This window comes from Mesorhizobium sp. U510, assembly GCF_059180695.1.
This window is the reverse complement of record NZ_CP180532.1, coordinates 3,198,128-3,223,553: the sequence shown is the minus strand read 5'-3', so window position 1 is coordinate 3,223,553 and position 25,426 is coordinate 3,198,128. Positions and strand designations below refer to the sequence as shown.

The following is a 25,426-nucleotide window of genomic DNA, read 5'->3' as shown; positions in this document are numbered from 1 at the left end:
CTAGTACAACGGCTTGCTCATGTGCCCCGGCGTCGGCCATGTGTCGGTGATGCCGGGCTGCACCGGACGCTCGAGATAGGTCGACAGCACCACATAGCTGCGCGTCGAGGTGACGCCGGGCGTTTCGTAGAGGCGAGCAAGCAGGCCTTCCAGCGCCCTCGTATCTTCCGTGCGGACCTTCAACAGCATGCAGGTATCGCCGGCGACGGTGTGGATCTCCTCGACTTCCGGATATTGCGAAACCGCCATCAGCTCCGGGGTCTTGCCCCAGCCCCTGGTGTCGATATGCACGAAGGCGAGCAGCGGCTTCTTAACCGCTTTGGGGTCGATGATCGCTGCCGTGCCGCGAATGGCGCCGCTGCGCCGAAGGCGTTTGACCCGTTCATGCGCGGCTGGCGGCGAAAGCCCGACCCGATCGCCGAGTTCGGCATAGCTGACCGTCGCGTCGTCGACGAGAACACCTAATATTTTTCGGTCAATCGCATCGATATCGCGGGGCGCAGGCCTGTTCTGCAGAACGCCATCTGTTTCTTCATCCATGTCGACAATCCTGATTGCCACGGAATTTAATACGGCCATTATGAGGATATGTCGAACAGCAATCAAGCCACAGTCCTGGCAGCAGACGCCAGGCCGCCGATCCCAGCCCTCGCCTATCTGTTGACCGGCTGCATCGCCGTGATCGGATCGAATTCGCTGGTGCTGGGGCCCATAGCTCCGGCGGTGGCCTTGTCCTTCGAAAGCAGCGTCCCGACCGTCATGGTCGCGGCGGCTGCTTTTGGCCTCGGAACCTCGGCGAGCGCCCTGTTCCTTGCCCGCTACATCGATCGGCTCGGCGCCCGCCGGATGCTGCAAGGAGCGTTGCTGTTGCTGGCCATTGCCCTCGTTGCCAGCGCGGCAGCACCGACGGTGATGATGCTTGTCGCGGCGCAACTCATCGCCGGCATCGCCGCCGGCGTCGCCATGCCGGCGATCTATGCGAGTTCAGCGGCGATCGCGCCGCCGGGCCGCGAAAGCGGCACCATCGGCGTCGTGCTGACCGGATGGACGCTCAGCATGGTGGCCGGCGTCTCGCTCTCGGCCGTGCTTGCCGATCTCGTGCATTGGCGCGCCGTCTTCGCCGCCGTCGCGGTGCTGGCAATGCTGGCGCTGGCCAGCCTCACCATGACGTCGCTGAGCGACATCAGGAAGAGCGGCCCGGCACCGACGCCGCTGGCGGCACTCAGCATTCCCGGCATTGTGCCACTTCTCATCGCCTGCGCGGCCTTCATGACCGCGTTCTATGGCGTCTATGGCTATCTCGGCGACCACCTGCACAGCGGACTGGGCAAATCGGTGAGCGCCAATGGCTGGGCCGCGCTCGCCTACGGCATCGGCTTCGGCACGGCTGCCCTCCTCGACGGCGTGATCGATCGCCTGGGCGCCCGTCGCGTCATGCCGTTCGCCTATCTTCTTGTCGCCGCCGTCTATGTCGCCATTGCCGCGACGAGCGACAGTTTCGGCCTGACGCTGGCCATGGTGGCTATCTGGGGGCTTGCCAATCATTTCGGGCTGAATGTCCTGGTGATGCGCCTCTCGGCGCTCGACCCCTCGCGGCGCGGCACGATCATGGGCCTGAACAGCGCGGTGACCTATCTGGCGGTCTTCATCGGTACCACCGGCTTCGGGCCGATCTATTCCAGCTTCGGCTTTGCCGTCTGCGCGGTGGTTGCGGCGCTGCTGATGCTGGTTGCCGTAGCGGCGGCTGCGTGGCGCACGCGATAGAGCGGTTCTTTTACGGAATTGTTCCAGTTGACAGAACGTGATTGGCCACCGGCCCGTCGCTCGGTTGACAGCGGCACCCCTGCCCTTCCATACAAGCCCGTTAATGTTCTCAGGGCGGGGTGAAAATCCCCACCGGCGGTAATGGTTTCGGCCAAGCCCGCGAGCGCTTTCCGAAAAGAAATCGGAAAGGTCAGCAGATCCGGTGTGATTCCGGAGCCGACGGTTACAGTCCGGATGAAAGAGAACGAAACGGAAAACGGACCCGCTCCGGCGGGACGAATTCCGTATCGTGCGTCCTGATTCTGGTTCGAAACGGAAGGATGGACCCATGAATCAGCATTCCCACAAAGACTATGAAACTGTTCGCATCGCCGTCATCCGCGCGCGCTGGCACGCCGACATCGTCGATCAGTGCGTCAACGCCTTCGTGGCGGAACTGGCCGACATCGGAGGCGATCGCTTCGCCGTCGATGTCTTCGACGTGCCTGGCGCCTACGAAATCCCGCTGCATGCCAAGACCCTGGCGCAGACCGGCCGCTATGCCGCGATCCTCGGCACGGCCTTCGTCGTCAATGGCGGCATCTACCGGCATGAATTCGTCGCCAGCGCCGTCATCGACGGCATGATGAACGCGCAGCTATCAACCGGCGTTCCGGTGCTTTCGGCGGTGCTGACGCCGCACAATTATCACGACAGCGCCGAGCACCATCGCTTCTTCTTCGAGCACTTCACCGTCAAGGGCAAGGAAGCGGCCAGGGCCTGCGTGGAAATTCTCGCCGCGCGGGAAAAGATCGCGGCATGAAATCTTCCCGGCCGGGTGGAAATCGCGATAACACCCGGTAGTATTTGCGAAATACCGAGTTCGGGGAGGATGCCGGTGCAGACCAAGAAGATCATCAATGACGGCAATCGCGCCGTCGACGAAATGCTCGAAGGGATCCTCGCCGCGCATCCTCGCCACCTCAGGAGCGCTGACGGCAGTCCGCGCTCGATCATCGCCCGCGACGGGCCGCGGCCCGGCAAGGTCGGGCTGGTGATCGGCGGCGGCTCAGGCCATGAGCCGACCTTTCTCGGCTTTGTCGGCAGGGGATTGGCGGATGCGGCGGCCATCGGCAACGTCTTTGCCTCGCCGCCGCCCGATCCGATCCTCGAATGCGCCAAGGCAGTCAGCGGCGGCGTCGGCGTCTTGTTCATGTACGGCAACTATGCCGGCGACGTGATGAATTTCGACATGGCGGCCGAGATGGCAGCGATGGACGACATCGAGGCGCGCACCGTCCTGACCACCGACGACGTCGCCTCGGCGCCGCGCGACCAGCGGCAGAAGCGCCGTGGCGTCGCTGGCAATTTCTTCATCTTCAAGGCGGCCGGTGCGGCCTGCGACCGGATGCTCTCCCTGGACGAGGTGGAGCGCATCGCCCGCAAGGCCAACGACCACACCTTCACCATGGGCGTGGCGCTGTCGCCCTGCTCGCTGCCGCAGACAAGGCGGCCAAATTTCGAGATCGGCGCGGACGAAATGGAGATCGGCATGGGCATCCATGGCGAACCCGGCATCGCCCGCGGCAAGCTCGGGACCGCCGACGCGATCACCGACGAGATGCTGGACAAGATTTTCGCCGAGATGGCGCCCAAGCGCGGCGACAAGGTTGCTGTGCTGGTCAATTCGCTCGGCTCGACGCCACTGATGGAGCTCTACATCATGAACCGGCGGGTCAAGCAGCGGCTCGACGATATCGGTGTTTCCATTCATGCGACATGGGTCGGCAATTACTGCACGTCACTGGAAATGGCCGGCGCCTCGGTAACGCTTTTTCATCTCGATGAGGAATTGCAGACCATGCTCGATCACCCCTGCGACTGCGCCATGTTCCGTGCCGGCTGACGAAAGAGCAAAACCGTGACCATCGACACCGCTGACCTGAAAAGAATGTTCGATACGATCGCGGTGGCGATCGAGGCCGACAAGGACCGGCTCTGCCAGCTCGACGGCGTCATTGGCGACGCCGATCACGGCATCGCCATGGCGCTCGGCTTCAACGCTGTGCGCGATGCGCTGGCCTCGCTCGACCTTGCGGCGACCGAGCCGACGGCGCTGCTCAACACGGCGGCGAAATCATTCCTCAATGCCGTCGGCGCTTCCTCGGGCCCGCTGTATGCGACGGCCTTCATGCGCGGCGGCGCCGCCGTCAAGGGCAAGGCGACGCTGGCGGACGCGGACTTCATCGCCCTGTTCCAGGCCATGGCACAGGGCATCAAGGATCGCGGCAAGGCCGAACCGGGCGAAAAGACGATGGTCGATGCCTGGCAACCGGCGGCCGAAGCGGCCGCCGCGGCCAGTGCAGCCGGCAAGACCTTGGCTCAGTGTCTCGAGGCGGCCCTGGCAGCCGCCGAGCGTGGGGCGGAAGCAACCAAGGACATGATCGCCGCCAAGGGCCGCTCCTCGCGGCTCGGCGAGCGATCGCTCGGGCATATCGACCCCGGCGCGGCATCGGCCGTCACCGTGATCGGCGCGATACGCAAGAGCCTGAGCTAACGTTTCGCCGCCGCGTCGAGCCTGTTGATCGCCTGGACGTTGCCGGCCGAGGGCCCTTGTTCGTCGAACTCGGAGGCCAGCCACGTATCGACGATCGCCTTGGCCAGTTCCGGGCCGATGACGCGGGCGCCCATGGTGATGATCTGCGCGTTGTTGGATTTCGCCGCGCGCTCGGCCGAATAGGTGTCGTGGGTGAGCGCGGCGCGGATGCCCGGCACCTTGTTGGCCGAGATCGAGACACCGATGCCGGTGCCGCAGAACAGGATGCCGCGATCGTTCTCGCCGTCGATGATGGTCTGGGCGAGTTTTTGCGACAGGTCGGCATAATAGCCGGCCTGGCTGAGATCGCTGACCGTCAGGCCGGATTTGGTGGCAAGGTGCGCGGCGATGACATCGAGCAGCGGCTTGCCGGCGCTGTCGGCTCCAATGGCTATTTTCATGTTTTTCCCTTTCGTGTCCGGACGGTTTCAGATCGCCGCCGAGGCGCGGCCGAGAATGTCGATGTAGCCGTCCGCCTGCCAGGCGGAACGGCCGATGAAGAGGCCGTCTATATTGGGCTGGCCGACCAGCTCGGCGGCATTGCCGGGATTGACGCTGCCGCCATAAAGCACCGGCGGCACCGACGGCAGCAGGGCGCCGGCCACTGTCTTGATCAATGCCTGCTGCTTGTCGGCATAGTCGGCGCTGGCCGGAATGCCCTTGTCGCCGATCGCCCAGACCGGCTCGTAGGCGAAGAGGATTTTCCCGCCCTTCGCCTCGCCTTCAAGGAATTGCAGCGCGCCCTCGACCTGGGCGCTCAGCACGGCATCGGCCTGCCCGCTTTCGCGCTCGGCCAGCGTCTCGCCGACACAGATCAACGGTATCAGTCCGTGCTTCACGGCGGCCGCCGTTTTCAGGCCAACCGTGCGGTCGGTCTCGCCGAAATGCTCGCGCCGTTCGCTGTGGCCGAGTTCGACCAGATCGAGCCCGCAATCCCTCAACATCAGCGGCGAGATCTCGCCGGTCCAGGCCCCGGCGTCGGCCCAATGCATATTCTGGGCACCGACCTTGATGTGCGTCGACGACAGCGCCTGCTTGACCTCGCGCACCGCCGTGAAGGGCGGGATGACGAAAGGCTGGATGCGGTCATCGAAACCGGGAATGAAACCGGCCAGGCGCTGCGCGAAATCCAGCGCCTCGGCGAGCGTCTTGTTCATCTTCCAGCTTGTACCGATCCAGTAAACCACGCGTACTACTCCTTAACTTTGCTGATCACGATCCGCCGATTTCCGGCATCATGATCCCTTGTCGATCACCGTCAGCGAAACGCCGGCGGCATCCAGCACCGCGCGCACGCCCGGCTCGGGCGCCCGGCCGGTGAAGACCGCGTCGAATGCGCTGAGATCCGTCAGGAAATGCAGCGCCGTGCGGCCGAACTTGCCGTGGTCGACCAGCAGATATTTGCGGGTCGCCGCCACCATCATCAGCCGCTTGGCCTGCACCACCTCCTGATCCTGGTGGAAGGCGGAAGCGCCATGGATGGCCGAAGACGACAGGAAGGCGACGTCGGCGCGCAGCGATTTGAGCGAGGCCTCGGCCAGCAGGCCGAAGAAGCCGTGGAACTTCTTGCTGTATTGGCCGCCGAGAGCGATCAGGTTGATCCCTCCGGCGCCGGCCAGTTCCTGGATGACGGCCAGATTGTTGGAGATCACCGTCAGCGGCCGCAGGTCGGCGAGATGGCGCGCAATGCCGCCCGCCGTCGAGCCGTCATCGATGATCACTGTCTGGCCAGGTTCGATCATGGCCACGGCAGCTGCGGCCAGACGCTGCTTTTCCTCGGTCGCCTGCTTCTGCCGGTAGCGGAAATCGCTTTCGAACAGGCTGCTCGGCTGGATCGAAGCACCGCCGCGCACCTTGCGCAGGAAACCGCTTTCCTCGAGCTCGTCGAGGTCGCGATGCACGGTCATCTTCGAGACGCCAAAGCGCAAGGCGAGATCGTCGACGCCGGCCTGACCGGCGTCCATCAGAAACTCCATAATGCCTTGCCGCCTGATGTCGCTTTTCATTGCCGCTGACCGCCCACGCCCGAAGCGCGGCTCCTTGATCGAGCGCAAGATATAACAGCTGCCGTCGCAAAAGTATCAAATATTTTGTGATAATGGGATAAATTTCTGGGATATTCCGCTTGCCCCGATCGCGGCTCTGTAACAAGAATTGCTGCCGCGACGGCCGGTGACGGTTGCGGTTGCGCGGAAATCCGGCCAGAAGCATCGGTGGGCTGGACGACGCGCGGACAGCCCGCAACCACCAGGTTTGAAACCAGATACGGGAGACTATTCGTTGGCTCGCATCACATTGAGACAATTGCTCGATCACGCCGCCGAATACGGCTATGGCGTGCCGGCCTTCAACATGAACAACATGGAACAGGGCCTCGCCATCATGGAGGCGGCGGAAGAGACCAAATCGCCTGTCATCCTGCAGGCAAGCCGCGGTGCGCGTGCCTATGCCAATGACGTGGTGCTGGCCAAGCTGATCGACGCGCTGGTCGAGATCCATCCCGACATCCCGGTCTGCATGCATCTCGACCATGGCAACAACGAAGCCACCTGCGTCACCGCGATCCAGTACGGCTTCACCTCGGTGATGATGGACGGCTCGCTCAAGGAAGACGGCAAGTCGCCGGCCGACTACGCCTACAATTCCGGCATCACCAAGCGCGTCGTCGACATGGCGCATTGGGGTGGCGTGTCTGTCGAAGGCGAGATCGGCGTGCTGGGATCGCTGGAGAGCGGCGGCGGCGAGCAGGAGGACGGCCACGGCGTCGAAGGCGCGATCAGCCACGACCAATTGCTCACCGACCCGGTGCAGGCCGAACAGTTCGTGCGCGACACCCATGTCGATGCGCTGGCGGTGGCGATGGGCACCAGCCACGGCGCCTACAAATTCTCGCGCAAGCCGGACGGCGCGGTGCTGGCGATGAACGTCATCGAGGAGATCCATCGCCGCCTGCCGAACATGCATCTGGTCATGCACGGTTCGTCCTCGGTGCCGGAGGAATTGCAGGAGATCATCAACAAATATGGCGGCCAGATGAAGCCGACCTGGGGCGTGCCGGTGGAAGAGATCCAGCGCGGCATCAAGCACGGCGTGCGCAAGATCAACATCGATACCGACAACCGCATGGCGCTGACCGGTGCGATCCGCAAGGTGCTGACGGAAAACCCGAGCGAGTTCGATCCGCGCAAATATCTGACGCCGGCAATGGCGGCGATGCGCAAGCTTTGCAAGGAGCGCTTCGAGCAGTTCGGCACCGCCGGCAACGCACCCAAGATCAAGCCGCTGCCGGTCTCGGAAATGGCCAAGCGCTACAAGTCTGGCAGCCTCGATCCGAAATTCGGTTGAGTTCTGGCTACTTCAATCTGCTGAGTTCATCGGGCAGGAGCCGCATCGGCCCCTGCCCGTTTCTATTCGGCCTTTGGCAGAAGATCGGACCTGCCTGTCTCGATGAACGGCGCCCAGTAGTCGACGGACTCGCGGATCATGGCGACCACCTGATGGTCGACCGGCTCGCGCTCGCGGAATGACAGTTCGAGGCAGATCTCGTTGTCGGTGCCGCCGCCGCGCCGCACCGTGTCCAGCAGCCTTTCAGGCGTGATGCGGCCATCCCTGTTGTAGGCTGATGTGAACGGCCAATGGCCGCCCTTGTTCATCGACGACTGCTTGATGTGGATGATCGGCGATTTCCTGGGAAAGGCTTCGGCCCAGGCATAGGGATCGATGTCGGCCGGATTGCTTGAGGTGACGTCGCCATGGTCGATGTCGACCATCATCTCCAGCGGGATCGCCATGCCGGCGACGTCGATAGCACCTTGCAGCATCCGGCAGTTCTCGATGGTGTGGCCGAACTCGCGGCCAACCGACATCGGTTCCCAGAACAGATAGGTCAGGCCGGCCGCACGAGCATGCTCGGCGACCTCGCGCCAGCAATCCAGCGCGATGTCGAACAACCGCGCGCGGCGCTCGGGGTCGTCAAAGTCGCGATGGGTGAAGATGGCGAATTGCGTGCCCATGCCACTGGCGCCAAGCTCGGCCGAGATGTCGGCAAAGGTCTTGAACCAGTCGACATAGTAGCGGCGCACATCGGCATCGGGATGGCCGAAATGATTGAGCCGGCCATAAGGACCGGTCATGCCGGACGTGACACGCACGCCGGTGCGGGCGAGCGCGCCGTGAAACAGGCGGACGAATTTGACGATCGTCGCCGCCGGCCAGCCGGGATTTACGAACTCATGCGTGAGCTGCACGTCCCTTATGCCGATGTCATAGGCGATGGTGTCGATCAGGTCGTCAGGATCGGCGAAGCGATTGACCAGCGGATTGGTGTTGAGGGAGAGCGTGAAGGCCAAGGTCGCTATCCCTCCCCGACACAAAGCAAGACACTGGAGCGGAATGCCGTCATTGCAGCGTCGTCCCTTCGCGGTTGAGTTGCTGGCGGTATTTCTCGGCGTCCCAGTTCAGCAGGTCGGCATTCTCCTTCGGACTGAGATAATTTACGCGCGCAACGCCATCGACGCGCGCGACGACGTCGGCCAGGCAGCGCGCCATCGCTTCGGCGCCGGCATTGGCATCCCGGCGCATCAGCACGCCCTTGCCGGGAAAGAGGATGGATGTCGGCGCCGCTGCATTGCGGGCGACGACCGCCGCCGCGTTCTCGCCAGGGCCGGCGATCACCGAGCCGATACCGAGGAAGATGACATGATCCGGATAGAGGCTGCCGGAGGCGGCGATACGGCAACTGGCGAGGTCGGTCGCAACGGCATGCGCGGCGGTCGAGGCCGGCAGCCGGTAGTCGCTGCCGGAGGCGAGCCTCAGCAGCGCATCGAGATCGGGGGGCGGAGCCGGGCGCGGCGGCCGCGCGAGCAGCCCGGTCACCCGTTGCAGCAGCAAGGCTGCTTCGGCGACCGTATCGGCGGCGACCACCAGGCCGTGATTGCCAAGCACGAGCACGTTGGTCGCGGGCTTCAGCCGCTCGGCGATTGCCTGCGCCAGCGGCAGGCCGGGCCGGCGATAGGGTACGAAGGCCCAGTCGAGGCCGCGCAGGCGCCCTTCCAGCAAGGCTTCGGCGTTGGCCTGCACGGCGATCGAGATCGTCTCGACGCAATGGACGTGGACCACGATCTTCTGCGGCAGCAACGCATGCACCGTCGTCTCGATGGAGGGCCGCAACTGGCGAGGGTTGAGGTCCGCCAGCGTGAACTGCCCCGCGGCCTCCGCCGCCGGGCTGCGATGCGCCACGGCATCGAGCAACGGCGCCAGCGCGACCGGCACCATGATCTCATCGTCGCGCGCGTTCTTCAGCCAGGTGCCCGAGGCCTTTATCCACAGCACGCCGGACTGCTTGATGGAGGTGTTGCCGCCGGCGCCCTGAACCAGCAACGGGTCGGCACCGATGCGGGCGGACAAGGAGCGCAGCATGCGGAATTCACTGGCGCCGGTATCGACGGGATGGACCATCAGCCTGCCCTCGCCAGCCGGTTCGCACACCAATGCTCGAAGGCCGCCCTTTCCTCGGCGGACAGATGCAGGCCGTGCTTGGTGCGACGCTCGAGAATATCGGCTGACGTCACGGCCCATTCCCGGTCGAAGAGATAGGCGGCCTCGCGCTCGAAGAAATCCTTGCCGAAGCAGCGCCCGAGCTCATCGAGCGAACGCGCCGCGCCAACCAAAGCCCGTGTCCTGGTGCCGTAGAGCCGGCCATAATGCTTCAGCAGAGACGCCGGCATCCAGGGATATTCACCTGCGAGGTCGCCGAGAAACTGTTCGAAATCGGCATTGGCGATATCGCCGCCGGGCAGATGCGCTTTCGCGGTCCAGGGCTTGCCCATATGGGGAAAGAACGGCGCGATCCTGTCCAGCGCATGCTCGGCCAGTTTGCGGAAGGTGGTGATCTTGCCGCCGAAGACGGAGAGCAGCGGCGCCTGCGCATCCGGCGCGTCGAGCTCGAAAATATAGTCGCGGGTCACAGCACTTGGGTTGTCGGCATTGTCGTCATAAAGCGGCCTGACGCCGGAGAACGAATAGACGACATCGCCGCGTGCCAGGCCGCGCTTGAAATAGCGGTTGACCACCTTGATCAGGTAGTCGATCTCGCTCTCATCCGCCGCCACGTCCTCGGGGCGGCCCTCATAAGGGATATCTGTGGTGCCGATCAGAGCGAGATCGTTCTGATAGGGGTTGATGAAGATCACGCGCTTGTCGCTGTTCTGGATGAGATAGGCCTGCCGCCCCTCCCAGAATTTCGGCACGACGATGTGACTGCCCTTGACCAGGCGTACGTTGCGCCTGGAGTTCTGGCCGGCAACGCGGTTGACGATGTCATTGACCCAGGGGCCGGCGGCATTGATCAGCGCACGCGCCCGAACCACCGTCCTGATGCCCGTCCTGCCGTCCTGCATCTCGACAACCCACAGGCCGTTCTCGCGGCGGACGGCGGTGCAGGCGGTGCGGGTGAAAACCCTGGCGCCGCGCTCGGCGGCGTCGAGCGCATTGATGACGACGAGCCGGGCATCGTCGACCCAGCAGTCGGAATATTCGAAGCCGCGCCTGAAGGCATCCTTGATCGGCGCGCCCTCGGGCGCGGTGCGCAGGTTAAGCGTTCTAGTCGCCGGCAGCCGCTTGCGCCCGCCGAGATGGTCGTAGAGGAACAGGCCGAGCCGCACCAGCCAGGCCGGCCGGTCGTCAGGGCTGTGCGGCAGCACGAAGCGCATCGGCCAGATGATGTGCGGCGCCGATTCCAACAGCACCTCACGCTCGATCAGCGCCTCGCGCACCAGGCGGAACTCGTAATATTCGAGGTAGCGCAGGCCGCCATGGACGAGCTTGCCGGAGCGCGAGCTGGTGCCTTCGGCGAGATCGTCCTTTTCGCACAGGATGACGGAAAGGCCGCGGCCCGCTGCGTCGCGCGCGATACCGGCGCCGTTGACGCCGCCGCCGATGACGAAGAGGTCGACGATTTCAGGGCCGCCGTTCATGTCGCAGTAGCCTCGATGTCGATTTGAAAAGTCATGGCCACCGCCTCAGCACGGATTGACCGGAGGCAGGCCGGCGAGGTAGCGGCGCACCTCTTCGGCGGCCTTTTCGGCGGCATAAGTGACGGTGCGCACCGAAGCGCCGGCGATGTGCGGCGTCAGCGTCACGTTGGGAAGCAGCAGCAAGGGCCAGTCCGACGGCACCGGCTCGACCGCGAACGTCTCCAGCATGGCGCTGGCGATCTGCCCTGAAACCAGCGCCTCGTAGAGCGCGTCATAGTCGACCAGAGGCCCGCGCGCGGTGTTGATGAGAATCACGCCCGGTTTCATCAGCGCGATGGTGTCCTTGCCGATGAGGCCGCGCGTCTCCTCGGTCACCCGGGGATGCAACGTGACCACGTCGGAGCGGACGAGGAGATTGTCCAGAGCGACGAGTTCGACACCGGCATTGCGGTCGTCGGCACTCAACTGCACATAGGGGTCGCAAACCAGGACGTGGCAGCCGAAGGCGCGCAGCAGTCGAACGACCTTGGTGCCTATGTTGCCATAGCCGATGACGCCGACGGTCATTTCGCTGAGCTCGCGGCCAGTGCGGTCGGCGCGGTAGAGGTCGCCGCGCCATTCGCCCTTGCGCAAGGCCTCGTGGCCGACCCGGATCAGCCGCGTCTCGGCCAGGATAGCGCCGAGGGTGAACTCGGCGACGGCCGTCGCGTTTCGGCCGGGCACGTTGACCACCGTGATGCGATGTGCCCTGGCCGCCACCATGTCGATGTTGATCGGGCCGCCGCGCGAAACCGCGACCAGTCTAAGCGCCGGCAAGCGCCGCATCATGGCCTCCGACAGGGGCGCCAGCTGGGTGACGAGGATCTCGGCATCGCCGATGAAATCAACGATCTCGTCGGGATGGCCGAAATACTCCTTGACCTTGTCGAGGCCGAGCGCCGGATTGCCGAATTCCATCGGTTCATCGGGCCAGGCCGTCTGCAATGTCCTGATATCGAGGTCGCCACGCGAGACTTTCTCGATCTCGGTACGGAAAACCTGCGGAAGCATGAAGTTGTCGCCAATGATCGCTATTTTCTTACGCATACTCGACTTCTCAATTCAATTTGCCTGCGACGCCGCCATTGCGCGCCAGACCGGCCGCAGCGCCTGGTGTGCCAACATGTAGGACGGGGTCATCTTGTCGTAGATCGCGGCGAGGCTGCGGTCGCTCGGCTCGGCCTCGCCAAGCAGCGGTGTCACCCATTCGCCGACGCATTCGTCCATGGACGGGTAGAGACCGACGCAGACAGCGGCGATCATTGCCGCGCCCGCGGCGCCCGCCTCCTCGCGCGCGCTGGTGCGAATATCGGCCCCCACCGCTGCACCCAGGATCTTGCGCAGCGCCGGGCTTCTGGCCGCACCGCCGGTCAGGCGGACTTCGCGCGGCAATGGCCCCATGGCGGCGTAGCAGTCGCGTGCCGCGAAGGCCAAGCCCTCGAAGACGGCGCGAACGAGGTCGGCATAGCCGTGCCGTGAGGAAATGCCGACAAAGCCGGCCCTGGCATTGGCATCGACGAACGGCCCCCGCTCACCGGCTTCCGACACATAGGGCTGATAGAGCAGCGAGGCCGGCTGCGCGGCCGCGATCCAGGCATCGACCAGCGCGATCATCTCGCCATTGCTGCGCGATATGCCTTGCGAGGCGAGAATGCCCGAGGCGAGCCCAAGCACCCAGTCGATGTTGAGCGTCGCCGCCATGTTGGACTGCATCTGCGCGAACACGCCGGGCGCCGGCATCGCCATCGTATAACCGGTCGCCGCTTCGTTCAGTTGCACGTCCTCAGGGGTTTCGGCCAGCCGCATATGCATGCCGGTGGACCCGATGATCGAGCAGCCGGGCTTGCGCAGGCGGTCGAGCAGGCCGGCGCCGAGCGCGGTGCAGACGACGTCGACATAGCCGAGCACGACCGGCGTGCCGGCCAGCATCCCGGTGGCGTCGGCCGCTGCCTGCGACAGGGCGGTGCTGTGCCTGGTGCCATCGACGATCGGCGGCAGCAGATGCCGGAGATCGGCGACGCCAAGCACGTCGAGCACATCGTCGCTATAGTCGCGGGTGTGGAAATCGCCGAAGGTGAAGGTGCCCTCGGACGGATCGGTGGCGCGTTCACCGGTCAGCTTGAAATAGAGCCAGTCCTTGCAGTGGAAGGCGGTTGCCGCCTTGCCGAGCATTTCGGGCATGGTGCGCTTCATGAAGACGAATTGCGAACCCTGCTGGCAGGCGGCGAGCCCGCTGCCGGTCTTCTCGAAGCGGAGCCGATCCTCGGGCCGCGCGCGGATTTCCTCGACAATGGCCGCGGCGCGCGCGTCGAGCCAGAGCCAGCCCTTGGCGACCGGCTCGCCCTTGGCGTCGATCAGCCAAGTGCCGTCGCCTTGGCCGGTCACCGCGATCGCCACGGTCCGGCTGGCGAGATTGGGCACTTTGTCGGCGAGCTGGCGCAAGGTCGTGGCGGCATCGCTCCATGTGCGCGCCAGATCCTGTTCGGCGCCGCCACCCGGCAGCGTTTCATAATGGTTCGGCAGCGCGGCGGCGGCAATCTGCCGGCCAGACGTGTCGAAGGCGATTGACTTGATGACGGAGGTGCCGGCGTCGATGCCGATCAGTATGTCACGCATCAGGCAAGCTCCATGCCGTGCGAAATCGCCTTGCCGCTCGCCTGATCGAAGACATGAAGATTCTTCGGATCGATGCTGACATTGATCGGCGCACCCAGATCGAGGCGGGTGCGGTCATGCTCGACCAGGACCAGCGAGCCGCCGGCAAAATCGGCGGCTATGTGGGTCTGGTCGCCGAGCCACTGGTTGGCCGAAACCCGGGCGGGAACACCCTCCTTCGAGCGCCGGACCGCGTAAGGCCTGATGCCGATCACGACCCGCTCGCGGCTGAGCAACTGATCGCGAACCGGAGCGCTGAAGGCGTCCTTGTCGTAGTCGAGCGACAGGCCGTCGGGAAGCTTGAGATTGATGCGGCCTGCGGCGGTTGCGACATAGGCCTCGAAGACGTTCATCGGCGGCTCGCCGACGAAGGTGCCGGTGAACAGGTTTGCCGGACGTTCCTTGATCCGGTCCGGCGTGTCGAACTGCTGCAGCACGCCGCCTTCCATCACCGCGATGCGGTCGGCAAGCGCATTGGCTTCGGTCTGGTCGTGGGTGACCAGGATCGCGGTCAGGCCGCGCTCCTTGATGAAGTGTTTGATGCGGCCGCGCAGCACGGCGCGCAACTGCGGTTCGAGCTGCCCCATCGGCTCGTCCAGCAGATGCAGGTCGGCCTCGCGGATCAGAGCCCGGCCAAGGCTGGCGCGTTGCTGCTGGCCGCCGGAAATCGAACTCGGATAGCGCTCCAATATGTCCTCGATCTCGAGCAATTTGGCGATGCTGGCGACCTTGGCGTCGACCTCGCTTTTCGGCAGCCGGGCAGCCTTGAGCGCAAAAGCCATGTTCTCGCGCACGGTCAGCGGTGGATAGAGCGAATAGCCTTCGAAGGCCATCGCCACATTGCGTTTGACCGGCGGTAAGGTGTGCACCTGACGGCCGCCAACCGAGATGGCGCCCCGCGACACCTCCTCGAAACCGGCGATCATGCGCAGCGTCGACGTCTTGCCGCAGCCGGACGAGCCAAGCAGGGCGACGATCTCGCCCTTGCCGATTTCCATCGTCAGGTTCTTGACCGCGTGCACGCCCCTGTCGATCGGACCGTAGAACTTGTCAACACCTGATATGGTGAGCGCGCTCTGGCTCATGCCGCTTCTCCATTGCGCAAGGCGACGACGTTCTTGGAACCGATGCGGTCGCCGCTGGCGTGATCGAACAGCAAGGCGCTCTTGCCGTCGACGGCGATATGGGCCTTGCCTTCGCTGCGGCCCGGCGTTCCGGCCGGGCGCGAGACCAGGATTTCGCGGCCGCGCACGGTGCGCACAAGGGTGACGATCTTTTCGTTGAGCGGCGTCTCGGCCTCGACCGTCACCGGAATGGCGCCAGGAATGCCCTCCTCGACGAAACTCAGCGCTTCCGGCCGCAGACCGATGACGCAATCGCGGCCAACCGCCGCGTCGTAAGCGCCGGACAGATGGACCTGGACGTTCGACAGGCCGACATAGATGCCCTTGGCATCGCGCGAAGGCTTGACGTCGAGCAAGTTGATGGTGGGGTCGCCGAACAGCCGCGCGATCTCGATATTGGCCGGTTCGCGATAGATCTGCTCGGGCGTGCCGAGCTGCCGGATGACGCCTTGCGACATCACCGCGATGCGGTCGCCGAGCGCCATGGCTTCCTTGTAGTCCTGGGTGACATAGACGACGGTGGCGCCGCGATCGGCAAGCAAACGCGGCAGTTCGAGCCGCATCTCGAAACGCAGCTTGGCGTCGACATTGCGCAAGGGGTCGTCGAGCAACAGAAGCGGCGGCGAACCGACCAAAGCGCGGGCAAGCGCCGTACGCTGCTTCTGGCCGTTGGAGAGCGCGCGCGGCTTGTGGGAGAGCACATGGGCGATCTTCAACAGCTTGGCGACACTTTCGACGCCGGCCTTGATGGCGCCCGGCGAGGACCGCTTTGCCTCCAGAGGCGTTGCGATGTTGTCGAACGCGCTCATATGCGGAAACAGCGCGAAATTCTGGAACGCCATGCCGACGCCACGAAATTCCGCATCGACATCGGTCATGTCGTCGCCGCCGATGAAGATCTTGCCCTCATCCGGATCGATGACGCCGGCGACCAGGCGCAGCAGCACCGTCTTGCCGGCGCCGGACGGGCCGAACAACACCAGGGTTTCGCCGTCGGCAACCGTCAGCGACAGATTGTCGAGGACGGTCTGGCTCTTGTAGCGCTTGACGATGTTTTTGAGTTCGAGGCTGGCCATGTCTATCCTTTCACCGCGCCAAGCGAGAGGCCTTCGACGAGATAGCGCTGCGCATAGAGGGCGAGCGCCAGCGTCGGCGTGATCGAGAGCACGATGGCCGCCGAGATCTGGCCGTACTGGATGCCCGAGGAGGTGATGAAGGCAAGCGCGCCGACCGTCACCGGCTGCTTGTCGGCCGAGGCCAGCACCAGGGCGAAGACGAAATTGTTCCAGGCGAAGATGAAGGCGAGCAGGCCGGCGGCGGCGATGCCGGGACCGGCGAGCGGGAGCGCGATCTTGCGGAAGGTGGCGAACCAGGAATGGCCGCCGATGCGGTAGGCATATTCGATGTCGGCCGGAATATCCTCGAAATAGCCGCGCACGATCCAGAGGATCAGCGGCAGGCAGATCAGCTGGTAGACCCAGATCAGGCCGATATAGGTGTTGGCGAGCCCGAGCTTCTGGAAATAGAGGGTGAGCGGCAACAGCACCAGAAGCGCCGGCGCGAATTTGAACGACAGCAGCGTGAAGGCGATGTCCTCCGAGCCGCGGAATTTGTGGCGCGCGAAGGCGTAGGCCGCCGGCACGCCGAGCAGCAACGAGACCGCCACTGAGGTCACCGACAGGAACACCGAATTCCCGAGGTTGCGCATGAAGGCGATGTCGAGCGTGCCGGCGGCGGTCATCAGCTTGCCGGTGATCAGCGCGGTGTAATTGGCGAGCGTCGGCTCGAAGATCAGCTGCGGCGGGATGCGCAGGATCGTCTCGTTGGTCTGGAACGACATCATGAAAATCCAGACGATCGGGAACATGAAGAAGATCACGACCAGCGTCAGGGCTATGCCACGCAGGATGCGCTCGAGAAGCGAGGTATGTTCCATCCCGGCCTCCTATGCCTGGCCACGGGCGCGTTCGCGCAGCCGCAGCCAGTTCTTGATGAAGATGTTGGAGAGGAAATAGGTGATCGCCCACAGGATGATCATCAGTGCCGCCGAACGGCCGACATTGGTCGACTGGAAGAAGTTGAGATAGGCCTCGACCTGGAAGACGGTCAGCGTGTCGCCCGGCCCCCCTTGTGTCATGGCATAGATGATATCGAACTGCTGGATGGAATCGAGCAGCCGAAACAGCGTCGCCGTCAGGATGTAGGGCGTCAGCATCGGCAGCGTGATGCGGAAGAAGACGAAGCTTCGCGGCACGCCATCGAGCGCCGCCGCTTCGAAGGGCTGCGTCGGCAGGCTGCGCAGGCCGGCGAGCAGCAGGATCATGATAAAGGGCGTGTAGACCCAGATGTCGACGAGCACCACCGTGAACAGCGCCGTCGACGGCGACGACGCCCAGCGGAAATCCTGCAGGCCGATGAGGCTGGCGAGATAGCTCAAGACGCCGAAGCCGGGATTGGTCATCAGCTTCCACATCAGCGCGGCAAGTGCGGGCGCCGTCATCAGCGGCATCAACAGCATGATCGAGATGAAATTGTTCAGCGTCGAGCGCTTCTGTAGCAGCAAGGCGATGGCGAGGCCGAGAAGCAGTTCCAGCACGACGGTGGTGCCGGCATAGAGCAGCGACACCTTGAGCGTGTTCCAGAATTTCGGATCGGTGAAGAAGGAGATGTAGTTGTCGCCCCAGTTGAACTGCCGCGCCCAAGGCTGGCTGAGCCGGTAGCGCTGGAAGGAATAGACCACCGAGGTCAGGAACGGGATCAGGATGCCGATGCAGACGAGCAAGGCCGGCAGGCTGAGCACATAGGGCAGCACCTTCTTGCTGATCCTGAAGCCGGATGGCTTGGGCCTTTGCGATACCACCGCAGTCATCGAGCTGCTCCGTTGTTGCTGTCGCTTCGCCCTGCCGGCCGCCCAAGGGAGCAAGGCGACCGGTCGGGCGAAATAGCGGTCACCTTCCGGCACCGCATCGCAAGCTTGAAAAGGTGTGACGAGGGCCAGCCCGCCAGGCAGGCCGGCCCTCGTTGCGACTTAGCCGAGGCCGGCTTCCTTGAGCTGGCCATTGATGCTTTCGGCGAGCTTGTCGAGGCCTTCGTCGACCGGCACCTCCTTGGCCACCATCTTCTGCAGCGTCGCCGCCCATTCGGTGGTGAGATCGAAGAACAGCGGCTGCGCGGTGAACTTGATCGAGGCGCCGGGCGCGGAGGCGTCGAACATCTCGACATAGCCGGGATAGCTCTTGTTCAGCTTCTCGCGGAACATCTCGTCCTTCCAGACCGACTGGCGGACGGGATTGACGAAGTCCATCTTGGTCGCGCCGAACAGCCCATGCTCCGGCCCGGAGGCCCATTGCATGAAATACCAGGTGGCGTCCTTGTCCTTCGAGAAATTGGACATTGCCAGCGACCAGATCCAGATGTTGGGTGTCGCCGCCTTGGCTGCCGGGTTGGCCTTGAAGCTTGCGAAGGCGAGCTTGCCGGCCATCTTGTTGTCGCCGCCATTCATGAAGTAACCGAGGATATCGGCGTCGAAGATCATCGCCGAGGCGCCGGCGCCGAGATCGGTGCCGACCTGATACCAGGTGTAGGTCGACCAGTCCTTGGGGCCGCTCTCCTGGATCATCTGAACCCACTGCTTGTGGAAAGCCTTGGACTGGGCGGTGTTCATCGCGGCCGACAATTTGCCGTCTGCCGAAACGTTGAGGTCCTTCTGGTCAAAATTGGCGTAGGCCGACAGGAAGCCGGGATGGATCGTCGCCCAGGAACGCGAGCCACGCACGCCGATGCCGTAGACGCCGCCACCGACATCCTTGGTGAGCTTGGCCGCCGCGGCGACCATCTCATCCATGTTGCCGGGAATGGCGACGCCGGCCTTGTCGAACATCGCCTTGTTGTAGGTGATGTTGTTCTGTTCGAAGCCCCACGGAATGCACCACTGCTTGGCATCATCCGAACCCAGCGCGCCGCCGGGCTTGCCATTCCAGGCACAGGAATTCTTGACGCCGGGCAGGAAGTCGTCCCAGGCATAGTTCGGGTTGGTCTTGGCCGGATCCTTGATCCATTCGTTGAGGTCGGTGATCCAGCCGGCAGGGCCATAGGTCCAGGTCATGTAGGCGCCGGTCATGAAGGCATCATATTCGGGCGAGCTTGCCGAAAGGGCTGCCGTGACCTTGTCGAAATAGACGTCTTCCGGGAACACGTCATAGACGACGTTCATGCCGGTCAGCTTCTTGAAGTTCTCGAGATCGGCGATCATCGCATCGGCATAGGGATGCTTGTTGAGCAGGAGCTTGATGGTCTTGCCCTTGTGCGCCTGCCAGTCGAAGTCGGCGGCGAGCGCGCGTGTCTGCCCCAGATTGAGCAGCGTGCCGGCGGTGCCGGCGGCAAGGCCCATGGCACCCAGGCCCTTGATCAGCCCGCGACGGTCGACTTGTCCGCGCAGGAAGGCATCAATCAGGTCTTTCTCTTTCTCATGCATTTCGTCTTCTCCTCCACAGGGTAGTTTCAACTGAACCGTTGCCGGCTACCCGACCGGCGTCTCTTCCACGAGCGATCGCGCCGTCCGCTCGTCTGTTATCAGGCCCTTGAGATAGCGGCCTTCGAGCACCGACTTGATGGCGCGAACCTTGATCTTGCCGCCGGCGACGGCGACGATCCGGCGGCTGGCAATGTCCTCGCGCGTCAAGGCCAGCGCCCGGTTGGAAACGGTCGTCGCCACCGCCTTGCCGGCCTTGTCGAAGAAATGGCCAAGCAATTCGCCGACGCCGCCATTGCGGCGGATCTCCTCCATCTCGCCCTTTTCGATCATGCCGGTGGCAACCAGCGACGCCTCGCGCTCAGCGGTGCCAATGCCGGCGAACAACAGGTCGGCGGAGCGCGCGAGATCGAAGACCTCGCTGATGCCCTTCTGCCCGAGCAGGACGGTGCGGTCCTCGGCCGTGTTGGCGAACATCGGCACCGGCATGACATAGGCTTCGGCGCCGGTGCGTTCGGCCAGGCGGTGAATGACGTCATGCGGATTGGCCGAGAATTTACGCGTCAGGCCGCCCAGCAGCGAGACGAAGCGGATCTTGTCGGTCGAGGTGCGCGGCAGATATTCGACGCAGGCGGCAAGCGTGCGGCCATGGCCGACGCCGATCAGCGCTTCCTCGCCGCGCTCGATCTCGCGCTTGAGGAACTGCGCGCCGGCAATGCCGAGCGCCTTGAGCGGCAGATCCTCGGAATCGAAGTCCGGAACCACCTCGCAATAATCGAGGCCGTAGCGGCGGGACAGTTCATCCTCGAGCTCGACGCATTCCGACACTTCGCCGTCGATATAGACCTTCACCAACCCTTCCTGGTTGGCCTTGGTGATGAGGCGATGGGCCTTGAGGCTGGTCAGCCCCAGCCGCTTGGCGACCTCGGACTGGGTCAGGCCGCCGGCATAGTGAAGCCACGCGGCACGCGTCGCCATGCTGGTTTCGTCGTCGCGCAGGAGGCCGTTGCCGAACCCTACCATTTCCACCCTATGATATTTTTATCAGTTGCTGCAAAATTTTTCACAACGAGCGGTCGGAGTCAAGCGACCCCTTTTGCGAAATCGCGGCATGGCGATCGAAACGAGCTTTGGCCTTCTGTCTGGCGATGCCGATGAATGGCGATACGAGCGGCCCTATCCGGCGTGCAGTTCAGCACCGCCAGCTGTTCAAGCCAGGTTCTGGATTGCCGTTTTTTGATCGCGCCAGGTCGAGCGCGTGCTTACGCGTTGGCCGCCGAACTCTCGTCCTCGGCGCGGACCAGCTTGATGTCGGCGCCTGCCGCCCATACGCCGACATCTTCCCGTCGCAAGGCCGCCGCCATCATGTCGGGAAACAGATCAGGCGTGCAGGCGAAGACCGGGATGCCCAGTGCCGCCACCGAGCCTGCCGTCTTCGGGTCATAGCCCGGCCTGCCCTGATCGGTTAGCGCCAGAAGCACCACGACATTGACACCGGAGCGAACGAGTGACCCCAGCCGCTGCAGCAATTCCTGGCCGTTGCCGCCCTCATAAAGGTCGGTGATCAGCACCATATGCGACTTGGTCGGCCGCTCGATACGGTCGGCGCAATAGGCGACGGCCTGGTTGATGTCGGTGCCGCCGCCAAGCTGCACGCCGAACAGGACCTCGACGGGATCGCTGAGTTCCTCGGTCAGGTCGACGATCGCCGTATCGAAGCAGACGAGCTTGGTCCGCACCACAGGCAAGGAAGCCATCACGGCGGCGAATATCGAGGCGTAGATCACCGAACTTGCCATCGAGCCGGACTGGTCGACGCACAGCACCACCTCGTCCAGGTCGACCAGTCTACGCTGCTTTCGCATGAAGCCGACCAGCTTCTCCGGCACGATTGTCTTGTGCTCGGCCTGGTAATGGCGAAGGTTTGCCGAGATGGTGCGCGGCCAGTCGATGTCGCGCTGGCGTGGACGATTGGCGCGTTGCGACCGGTCGAGCGCGCCGCGGATCGCCTCGGCGGTCTTCTGTTCCAGCCGCTGCATCAGCTTGGCGACGATATCGGCGATGATGGTGCGCGCTATATCCTTGGTCTTGGCCGGCATGACCGAACGCAGCGAAATCAGGTCGGCGACGAGATTGACGTCGGCCTCGATCGCCTTGAGGAATTCCGGCTCCATCAGCATCTGCTTCAGATTGAGCCGCTCGAACGCATCCTTCTGGACGATCTGCACGACCTGCGCGGGAAAGAACGACCTGATATCGCCCATCCACTGCGCCACCCGGGGCGCCGAGCGGCCGAGCCCGCCGCGCCGCTTGCGCGGATCGGCCACCGTATCGCCGGCGCCATCGCCGTAGAGCGCATCGAGCGCCGCCGACAGTCGCTTGTCGGTGTCTGACAACGCCGACGATTTCTCATCGTCGGCACCGATCGCCAGGCGCCAGCGGCGCTCCCGGCCGTCACCCGAGGGCTCCGTTTCGCCGATGTCGACTTCCTCATCCATTGCCGTTCCCGCTCATCAGCAAAGGTCCAAGTCGTTCCAGATGCCGGCGCCAGGCCTCATCGCCGTTTGGCGTCGGCGTCAGCCCTACTGGCAGGCGTCTGATACGACCGAGCACCGCTTCGATCAGCCGCCGCCGCTCCATCGAATCCAGATGCGAAAACACCCGGCGCAGCAGCGGCAGATGCGCGATGAAGGCGTCTTCGTCGAGGGATTTGAGCCAGGCATCGACCGCCCCGCGCAGGCTTTCATCATAGATCAACCTCTGACCAGCAGTGCTGAAAAAACCCTCGAAGAAGCCCGCGGCCTCAGTGACCGGCGTGCCCGGAGAGAGGCGCCGCTCGATCAGGCCGGCCGCGGCTTCGGCGGACAGATGGCCGGCTTCGTAAAGCAGGTGCGCGGCACACCCCGCGACCAGCGCCGTCGATCGAGATCCGTCGAGCACGGTCGCCAGTCCGTTGCGCCAGGCGTTCAGAACGTCCTGTGCCGGTTCGACGAGCTTGATCGCCTCATGAGCCTTGCGCATGGCGCCGACCAGGGCCGTCGAAGCCTGGGCATCGAGGTCGCGAGCGGCATAGGCGAGCGCGATGCCGCCTTCGATGATCAGCCGCTCCAGCAGGCCGGACAAGCGTGCTGTTTCTGTCTTGCGGGCTTCACCATAGCGGATGATGTCGGCGAGCGGCGGCACCGACGCCAGGATTTCCAGGCATTCGCTGCTGCGCGCCGCGCGTTCCTCCAGTGCCGCCAGGCCGGCGGTCGAAGCCTCCGATAAATTGGCCGTAATGGCGCCCTGAACCAGCGCCGCCAGCGCGTCGAGCGATGTCGTGGCGCCGATCATCTGAACTAACCGGCCGTTGGCGGCCTTTTCGATGGTCGGTCCATGGACGAGGTTCTCGACCAGGCGAACGGCATATTCCGGCTCCCATGACATGGTCCAGCGCTCGCGAAACGTGCCGCGGCTGCGGCCGCTGTCGGTGAGTTTGCCCCAGTGCACGCCAAGCACGTTCAAGCGATGCAGCAAGGTCGACCGGAACAGCCCGCTGTCGCTGCGCAGGTCGACCGACAATTCGCGCTCCAGCGCCTCCGGCTTCAGCCGCGCCGCCTTCTGGTTGCGCTGCAGATCCTCGATCAGCGGCGCCAGCGGGGTGTGGGGTGGAATTTCACCGACATCGGCGCCCAGAAGCAGCTCGGCTTCGACCAGCGCCCACAGCACCGCTTCGCCGTTGAACAAAGCGGCGATCGCGGCGTCACGCAATTCCTCGAAGCCGGGCTTTGGCCGCTCGCGGATCGCAGCCAGCGTGCGTGCCAGCCTTTCGGCTTCGATCAGCGAGGCGGTGGAGACCATATGCCCCTTCGCCCGCAGCACCGCCGCGATCATGGCGAGCCACAGCGTCGCCGCGTCATGCCGGCCGCGCGTCTGCCACAGATGCTTGCACCAACCGGGCGCGACGACACCGGCCCCGTAACCGAAACCGAGCGCCAGGCGCGGGCCTGTCCATGGCGCCCAGGTCATCGTGCTCTTGCGCCGGGCCAGCCCCTTGAGCAGGGCCTGGTCCTCCTTCTGCGGTCGCGTCGCCTGCAGTGCCGGCACATGGAAAGCGCCGCAGACGACAGCGATCGGCCCGTCGAATTCCTTGCGCGCGGCGGCGATTTCAAGCCGCATATGGGCTTCGCGTTTCGCCTCGAATTCCGCAAGCGGACCTTCGCCCTCGCGCAGCGTCGTCATCGCATCGGCGATCGCCGCGAAGATCGGGCCGGGCTGCGGGTTCTGCTCGATGATGTCGGCCCACCAGCTTTCGCCATCCTCATAGCCCGCGGCCTGCGCCAGCGTGCCGATCGGGTCGCGCAGATGCGGCGCCATCTCAACCTCGACAGCGACTTCCGTTCCATCGGCTTTTTCCGCAGCCTCAACCGGTGCGACCCGCGCCGAAGACGGCAGATCGATGAACCGGACAGTGGCTTTGTTGGCGAAGGCCCAGAGCGTGGCCTGATACTCCGGCGAGAACTCGGCAAAGGGCCAGAAGCTGGTCGCGGCCGGATCGTCTTCGGGATAGCACAGCAACGCCACCGGCGGCTGCATTTCGGGGCGGGCGAGAAATGACAGCAGCGCCGATGCGTCGGCCGGCCCCTCGATCAGTACTGCGGCCGGTTTCAACTCCTGCAACGCCTGCACCAGGCTGGCGGCGGAGCCGGGCCCGTGATGGCGTATGCCGAAATAGGAAACGTCGCTGTCCACCATGACGTCAGATCGCGGCGTTCAAGGCGGTGTAATAGCCGGCGTAGTCGGGCCGCTTCTTGAGCACGGTTTCCAGATACTCCTCCAGCACCAGCTTGTCCTGCACCGGATCCTTCACGATCGCACCGACAAGGCTGGCAGCGAGGCCTTCGGCGCCGAGCTTGCCACTGTCGAACCAAGCGGCCTGACTGAGCCCGCCAACCATGGTGGCGATTGCCTCCGCCGTGGACAGCGACCCGGACGGCGTCTTCAACGTCACCTTCCCGTCCGCCGTCGCGCCGGAGCGCAACTCGCGGAAAATGGTCAGCACGCGGGCAATCTCCTCGCCGACATTCTTCGGCACCGGCAGGTCGAGACCGCCGGCCATCTCGCCGACGCGCTTGGAGACGATCGCCACCTCCTCCGCCATGTCTTCGGGCAAGGGCAGCACGACGACGTTGAAGCGGCGCTTCAGCGCCGAGGACAATTCGTTGACGCCCTTGTCGCGGTTGTTGGCGGTGGCGATGATGTTGAAGCCGCGCTGCGCGTAGATCGAGGTGTTGAGTTCAGGGATCGGCATCATTTTTTCGGACAGCACGGTGATCAGCGTGTCCTGCACATCCGAACCCATGCGCGTCAGTTCCTCGAGGCGGCAGAGCTTGCCGTCCTGCATGGCGCGGTAGAGCGGCGTCGGCACAAGCGCCTCCTGGCTTGGACCCTTGGCCAGAAGCTGCGCATAATTCCAACCATAGCGGATCTGGTTCTCGTCGGTGCCGGCCGTGCACTGCACGATCAGCGTCGAGTCGCCCATGATGGCTGCGGCGAGATGCTCCGACACCCAGGATTTGGCGGTCCCGGGAACACCAAGCAGCAACAATGCGCGGTCGGTGGCAAGCGTCGCCACGGCGGTTTCCATCAACCGGCGGCGGCCAACATATTTGGGCGTTATCAGCGTGCCGTCGTCAGCCTTTCCGCCAAGCAGGTAAGTCAGCACCGCCTTTGGCGACAGGCTCCAGCCGGCGGGCCTTTGCCGGTCGTCGTTGCGCGCGAGCGCCTGCAATTCGGCGGCGTAGGCCTGCTCGACCGGAAGACGGATGGCTGCGTTCATTTGCTG

At 64.3% G+C, this 25,426-nt stretch carries 23 protein-coding genes and 1 riboswitch; of the genes, 5 read left to right on the top strand and 18 right to left on the bottom strand.

Features of this window, described 5'->3' with window-relative positions:
• On the bottom strand, nt 1-540 hold the full coding sequence (locus ACLGL5_RS17050) for an Lrp/AsnC family transcriptional regulator (RefSeq protein ID WP_027046589.1): 540 nt from the start codon (nt 538-540) through the stop codon (nt 1-3).
• Between the two features lie 48 nt (nt 541-588).
• Between ACLGL5_RS17050 and ACLGL5_RS17045 the strand changes: the two genes are divergently transcribed.
• From ACLGL5_RS17045 to dhaL, 4 genes are all read left to right on the top strand, one after another.
• Nucleotides 589-1,764 (top strand): MFS transporter, encoded by a 1,176-nt coding sequence (locus tag ACLGL5_RS17045; protein WP_069091619.1) that lies wholly within the window; start codon nt 589-591, stop codon nt 1,762-1,764.
• 101 nt (nt 1,765-1,865) lie between these two features.
• A riboswitch (FMN riboswitch) is annotated at nt 1,866-2,014 on the top strand.
• 78 nt (nt 2,015-2,092) lie between these two features.
• Nucleotides 2,093-2,566, top strand: coding sequence for a 6,7-dimethyl-8-ribityllumazine synthase (locus ACLGL5_RS17040; RefSeq protein WP_027046588.1), 474 nt, complete (start codon nt 2,093-2,095; stop codon nt 2,564-2,566).
• 75 nt (nt 2,567-2,641) lie between these two features.
• Nucleotides 2,642-3,649: a dihydroxyacetone kinase subunit DhaK gene (locus ACLGL5_RS17035; protein WP_069093349.1), complete on the top strand. Its 1,008-nt coding sequence runs from the start codon at nt 2,642-2,644 to the stop codon at nt 3,647-3,649.
• Nucleotides 3,650-3,664: 15 nt separating this feature from the next.
• Nucleotides 3,665-4,300 (top strand): dihydroxyacetone kinase subunit DhaL, encoded by a 636-nt coding sequence (gene dhaL, locus ACLGL5_RS17030; protein WP_019856834.1) that lies wholly within the window; start codon nt 3,665-3,667, stop codon nt 4,298-4,300.
• On the opposite strand, the gene derI is transcribed toward dhaL, so the two are convergent.
• Genes derI through ACLGL5_RS17015 form a run of 3 tightly spaced genes read right to left on the bottom strand, consistent with a single transcriptional unit; the run spans nt 4,297 to nt 6,345 of the window.
• On the bottom strand, nt 4,297-4,740 hold the full coding sequence (gene derI / locus ACLGL5_RS17025) for a D-erythrulose-4-phosphate isomerase (RefSeq protein WP_019856833.1): 444 nt from the start codon (nt 4,738-4,740) through the stop codon (nt 4,297-4,299). The two genes, dhaL and derI, sit on opposite strands and share 4 nt — an antisense overlap.
• A 27-nt stretch (nt 4,741-4,767) precedes the next feature.
• Nucleotides 4,768-5,526, bottom strand: coding sequence for a triose-phosphate isomerase (locus ACLGL5_RS17020; protein ID WP_069091618.1), 759 nt, complete (start codon nt 5,524-5,526; stop codon nt 4,768-4,770).
• A gap of 48 nt (nt 5,527-5,574) precedes the next feature.
• On the bottom strand, nt 5,575-6,345 hold the full coding sequence (locus tag ACLGL5_RS17015) for a DeoR/GlpR family DNA-binding transcription regulator (protein WP_027046586.1): 771 nt from the start codon (nt 6,343-6,345) through the stop codon (nt 5,575-5,577).
• 274 nt (nt 6,346-6,619) lie between these two features.
• Between ACLGL5_RS17015 and fba the strand changes: the two genes are divergently transcribed.
• On the top strand, nt 6,620-7,684 hold the full coding sequence (fba, locus tag ACLGL5_RS17010) for a class II fructose-bisphosphate aldolase (protein WP_069091617.1): 1,065 nt from the start codon (nt 6,620-6,622) through the stop codon (nt 7,682-7,684).
• Nucleotides 7,685-7,746: 62 nt separating this feature from the next.
• Here the strand turns inward: fba and ACLGL5_RS17005 are convergent, their stop codons facing one another.
• From ACLGL5_RS17005 to ACLGL5_RS16940, 14 genes are all read right to left on the bottom strand, one after another.
• Nucleotides 7,747-8,688, bottom strand: a complete 942-nt coding sequence (locus ACLGL5_RS17005) for a sugar phosphate isomerase/epimerase family protein (protein ID WP_038645243.1) — start codon at nt 8,686-8,688, stop codon at nt 7,747-7,749.
• Nucleotides 8,689-8,737: 49 nt separating this feature from the next.
• The gene (locus tag ACLGL5_RS17000) at nt 8,738-9,796 is read right to left on the bottom strand and encodes a class II aldolase/adducin family protein (RefSeq protein ID WP_032920996.1); all 1,059 of its coding nucleotides are present in this window, start codon (nt 9,794-9,796) and stop codon (nt 8,738-8,740) included.
• The gene (locus ACLGL5_RS16995; RefSeq protein WP_019856828.1) at nt 9,796-11,313 is read right to left on the bottom strand and encodes a glycerol-3-phosphate dehydrogenase; all 1,518 of its coding nucleotides are present in this window, start codon (nt 11,311-11,313) and stop codon (nt 9,796-9,798) included. Before ACLGL5_RS16995 ends, ACLGL5_RS17000 begins: the two co-directional genes overlap by 1 nt.
• Before the next feature lie 45 nt (nt 11,314-11,358).
• Nucleotides 11,359-12,399: a 2-hydroxyacid dehydrogenase gene (locus tag ACLGL5_RS16990; RefSeq protein ID WP_019856827.1), complete on the bottom strand. Its 1,041-nt coding sequence runs from the start codon at nt 12,397-12,399 to the stop codon at nt 11,359-11,361.
• A 15-nt stretch (nt 12,400-12,414) separates the two neighbouring features.
• Complete coding sequence (locus tag ACLGL5_RS16985) at nt 12,415-13,968, bottom strand: FGGY-family carbohydrate kinase (RefSeq protein ID WP_038645241.1); 1,554 nt, start codon at nt 13,966-13,968, stop codon at nt 12,415-12,417.
• Complete coding sequence (locus tag ACLGL5_RS16980; RefSeq protein WP_038645239.1) at nt 13,968-15,092, bottom strand: ABC transporter ATP-binding protein; 1,125 nt, start codon at nt 15,090-15,092, stop codon at nt 13,968-13,970. Before ACLGL5_RS16980 ends, ACLGL5_RS16985 begins: the two co-directional genes overlap by 1 nt.
• Nucleotides 15,089-16,207, bottom strand: coding sequence for an ABC transporter ATP-binding protein (locus ACLGL5_RS16975; protein ID WP_064983245.1), 1,119 nt, complete (start codon nt 16,205-16,207; stop codon nt 15,089-15,091). Before ACLGL5_RS16975 ends, ACLGL5_RS16980 begins: the two co-directional genes overlap by 4 nt.
• 2 nt (nt 16,208-16,209) lie before the next feature.
• Nucleotides 16,210-17,067: a carbohydrate ABC transporter permease gene (locus tag ACLGL5_RS16970; RefSeq protein WP_019856823.1), complete on the bottom strand. Its 858-nt coding sequence runs from the start codon at nt 17,065-17,067 to the stop codon at nt 16,210-16,212.
• A 9-nt stretch (nt 17,068-17,076) separates the two neighbouring features.
• Entirely contained in the window at nt 17,077-18,000 is a 924-nt protein-coding gene (locus ACLGL5_RS16965) for a carbohydrate ABC transporter permease (RefSeq protein ID WP_027046585.1), read from the bottom strand.
• Between the two features lie 159 nt (nt 18,001-18,159).
• The gene (locus ACLGL5_RS16960; RefSeq protein ID WP_069091616.1) at nt 18,160-19,605 is read right to left on the bottom strand and encodes an ABC transporter substrate-binding protein; all 1,446 of its coding nucleotides are present in this window, start codon (nt 19,603-19,605) and stop codon (nt 18,160-18,162) included.
• Nucleotides 19,606-19,650: 45 nt separating this feature from the next.
• The gene (locus ACLGL5_RS16955) at nt 19,651-20,625 is read right to left on the bottom strand and encodes a sugar-binding transcriptional regulator (RefSeq protein ID WP_019856820.1); all 975 of its coding nucleotides are present in this window, start codon (nt 20,623-20,625) and stop codon (nt 19,651-19,653) included.
• Between the two features lie 239 nt (nt 20,626-20,864).
• Nucleotides 20,865-22,100 carry a VWA domain-containing protein gene (locus ACLGL5_RS16950; RefSeq protein WP_069091615.1) on the bottom strand — a complete coding sequence of 412 codons (1,236 nt, stop codon included), beginning with the start codon at nt 22,098-22,100 and terminating at the stop codon, nt 20,865-20,867.
• The gene (locus ACLGL5_RS16945; RefSeq protein WP_069091614.1) at nt 22,093-24,336 is read right to left on the bottom strand and encodes a DUF5682 family protein; all 2,244 of its coding nucleotides are present in this window, start codon (nt 24,334-24,336) and stop codon (nt 22,093-22,095) included. The genes ACLGL5_RS16950 and ACLGL5_RS16945 overlap by 8 nt, the downstream gene beginning before the upstream one ends.
• 4 nt (nt 24,337-24,340) lie before the next feature.
• Entirely contained in the window at nt 24,341-25,420 is a 1,080-nt protein-coding gene (locus ACLGL5_RS16940) for an ATP-binding protein (RefSeq protein WP_038645231.1), read from the bottom strand.
• Between the last annotated feature and the right edge of the window lie 6 nt (nt 25,421-25,426).